Genomic DNA, 3,500 nt, shown 5'->3' with positions numbered 1-3,500 from the left:
TTTTACAACAAATACAAAGATCTAGAAGTAGAAATTGATGATAAGGGTAATATTATAAGGTGGATTGGAAAAATTAATAGATGATTTTATTTAAATAAAAAACCTTAAGTCGATATTTACTTAAAGGTAGATAATGAAAAATAAAGAATTTACTTGTCACTATATTTATCATCAAAACAATCTTAAAAACTTGATAGATAAATATTGCAAACAAGCTAAAAATATAGTTTTATATTGTAATAATTTTTCAAGAAAAAATATACTGAATTTAGCACTAACAGATTATGATATTGCTAAAGATTGTTATTATAGTTTAGATAAATACTTATATGATACTCTTAAAATATCTGCTTATAAAGGAAAAAAAGTTCAAATTTATGATTATTCTTATGAAAAATTTACCGATTCTAATAAGTTTAGCAATAATCCCTCAAACTTTACCATCACTCCTTTATCTTGTGATATGACAAGCATTTTGGATGATTTTGTAAAAGCCTTGGGAAAATCTGAAAATCAAACTATTTCAGAAACTATGACGCAAAAACTAGAAAAAGAGAACAAAAATATTGACTTTTTAATCATTTGCATTAATGAGAAATTAAAAATCCCTATACTTCAAAAGCTAAAATCATTCGATGAATATCAAAAATTAAACGAGTATAAACTAAATGAACAAATAGAGCTTGTCTTTAATGAATTAATACAAAATATTAAAGATATTCATGCAGAAGGTTATGAGCCTGTATATAAAACGATAATTAATATTTTTCTTAATATTGTTAATATCTTTAAATTAAAAGGCTTTTTAACAAAAACACAGCTATTGTTAGTTGTTGGCGATAGTGCTTTTGAGTTGCTAAAAGCTTATAAAGAAATTTCAAAGTGGGGTGAAGATAAATATTCTTATGCTATTTATAATGCCATTATAAAACTACTCATAAGTGATATTGGTTATATTTTTACTCTTTTTGAAAACAAAATTGATCATTATACTTTGATCATAGATGATAAAGTTCTTTTTGATTTTTCAGGCTTTGGAACAATAAAGAATCAATCATTAGCATATCATAAGCAAGATCTTGCAATTCATCTTCAATCAAACGAAGAAATTTTTAAAGATTTTCACAAAGGAAAATTCTTAAATTTCATCACCCAAAACCCCAAAGAAGAATTAATATTGCATAGTAGATATTCTATTAAAGAGGCACTTAAAAAACAAATGTCCCTTGATCAAAACAGACTAAGCTATATAGAAAGTCCGTATTTTAACTCTATTGCACTAGCTCAAATCATAAAAGATTTAAAGAGTGAAAAAAACGAATCTTATTATGCAAAAAATTTTCTCATCATTACAAATGCCCCACAAAAATATAATGCAGGACTTCACCAAAAGCTCACAGAAGAAATTTTTGAAAACACTATCATTTATCCAGATACCATAGAAGATGAAACACAAAACGATATTTTAATCAAAACTCCAAAAGACTACGATACAACGATAGATTATAGTAAATATAAAATCAATATTATTGATAATGAAAAAGATGCCTTTGTGCTTTCTTTAAGTCCTTTTATTCGCTTAAATTATCAAACCTATCAAAGCTTTGAAGATACAGTAAAAGAAAAAGAAGAGTTATTTAAAGATATTACAGATAACAATCTAGAAAATATATTTCAATATATGAATTTTATAAAAACTCCTAGTAATATCAATAAAATACATAATTATCATTATTTACAATCTATTTTTTATCAAGCAAATAATAAAAAAACTTTTTTAGAAAAACAAAAGCAATACTTTCAAGAAGGCATAGAATGCATAAGAACTTATATAGATAGTATCACCCATATTGCACAGCCTAAAATAGGTACTTACACAGGTGTGGTATACCAAGGAGAGAGTTTTGTAAAGAAAAGTGTATTTACTATCATAGATGTGATTTTACTTGCCTTAACCTATTATACGATAAAACATTTTTATTCTTTCATTCAAACTGATTTCCAAGCTTGGTGGAAATTGTTTTCAAATTATGAAAGTATACAAATAGAAGAGGAAGAAAGTATTAATATGCTTCCTATAAATGTCTTTTTAAACATAAATGAAGAAAAAATTCCCCTATGTTTTTCAAAACAACAAAAGGTTAAACTCGCAAAGAATGAAATTTTTTGTATAGAAGAATTTGTGGATTATTTAGAACAATTAAAAGATCATGAAATTAGTGATGAGGAAGATAGACAGTTTTTATCTTCCCTAAAAGAGCCTCAAAGTGAAAATCATCAAACCCAAGATGAAGCAGTGGAGTATAATCTAAAACAAATAAACGCATTGATTGAAAAAGAGAAAATATCAAACAAGAAAATCGATGATGAACTTGATGAATTGATAAAAGATATAGAAAAAAATAATATAAATAAAATTCCTTATAATCCGCAAAAAACTATAGTGGCTATGATGGATGTTTTTATAGATAAATTCTTTCCTTTTGCAGATTTTTTAAGAGCAGATGAATTTAAATTTGCTAAATTGCTTAGTAAAACCATTCTTAATTTTTTAACTCTTAAAACACAAAAAGCCTTTTATGAAAGTATAGGTATAAGTTATTTATTGTTTTTGATGACTCAATCAAGTATTCAAATGAAAAAGGTTAAAATACAAAATCAAGAACAATTTAATAAAAGACTTAAAAGATTAAATAAAATAGCCTTATTAGAACTTTGTTATATGCAAAAAAATAAAAACAAATACGAAGCTATTATGCTAGCAGATGATCCAAGCTTTAAAGAGCTAAAAAATCATGATGGTTTTAAAGATATAACAAATATCAGCAAAAAACAAATTTTTCAATATAAATTTAATTTTACTTTAAAAAATATTCGTAGTATTGCCAAAGAATCTTTCATATCTTTACCTCAAGCTATCATTACAGATTTGATCAATCAATTATGGATTAGCACATATGAACAAAGTAAAAAAGAACACGAAAGATTGCAATTTTTAAATTTTACTCATAAATATAATCCCCCTTATGTTTTAATGAAAAAACCTACAAATACACAAGAAGGATTCATCTCTTATCCTATGTTTATTAATAATACTTTTATTTCTTTTAATTTTACTTCTATGTTTACAGGGGGAAAGCTACAAACAGGAGGTTTAGGAGAGAAAGAAACTTTATTTATTTACCATAAAGATGTAGGTGGTGCAAAAAGGGTAAGAAATTATCTTTTAAACAAACTTTTTGCGTATTTATGTTTAGATGAATTAAGATCAAAAACTGGTGATTTAAAAACCATAGAAGATATAGACTTTTTTAATACCTATTCTTATTTACATGATTTAGCTATAAAACCAAGACTTTTAAAACTAAAACATGAAGAAGATTTTTTAATCCCTGATTGTCTTAGTAAAACTCAAAAAGAAAACATACAAAAATACAACCAAAAACTACAAGCTATTAATAACGATGAAGCAAAAAGGGCTTTGTATGATGAGTATAAAA

Annotated in this window: 1 protein-coding gene; it reads left to right on the top strand. The window is 25.1% G+C overall.

Features of this window, described 5'->3' with window-relative positions; genetic code table 11:
* Positions 1–133: 133 nt before the first annotated feature.
* Positions 134–3,500 (top strand): hypothetical protein (locus CAMP5053_RS07905; protein WP_337217606.1); only part of this gene is annotated, 3,367 nt, incomplete at its 3' end.

The organism is Campylobacter sp. S4:11, assembly GCF_024723695.1.
Classification (GTDB): Bacteria; Campylobacterota; Campylobacteria; order Campylobacterales; family Campylobacteraceae; genus Campylobacter_D; species Campylobacter_D jejuni_C.
The sequence above is the reverse complement of the archived record's forward strand: the minus strand, read 5'-3'. Positions and strand labels throughout refer to the sequence as shown.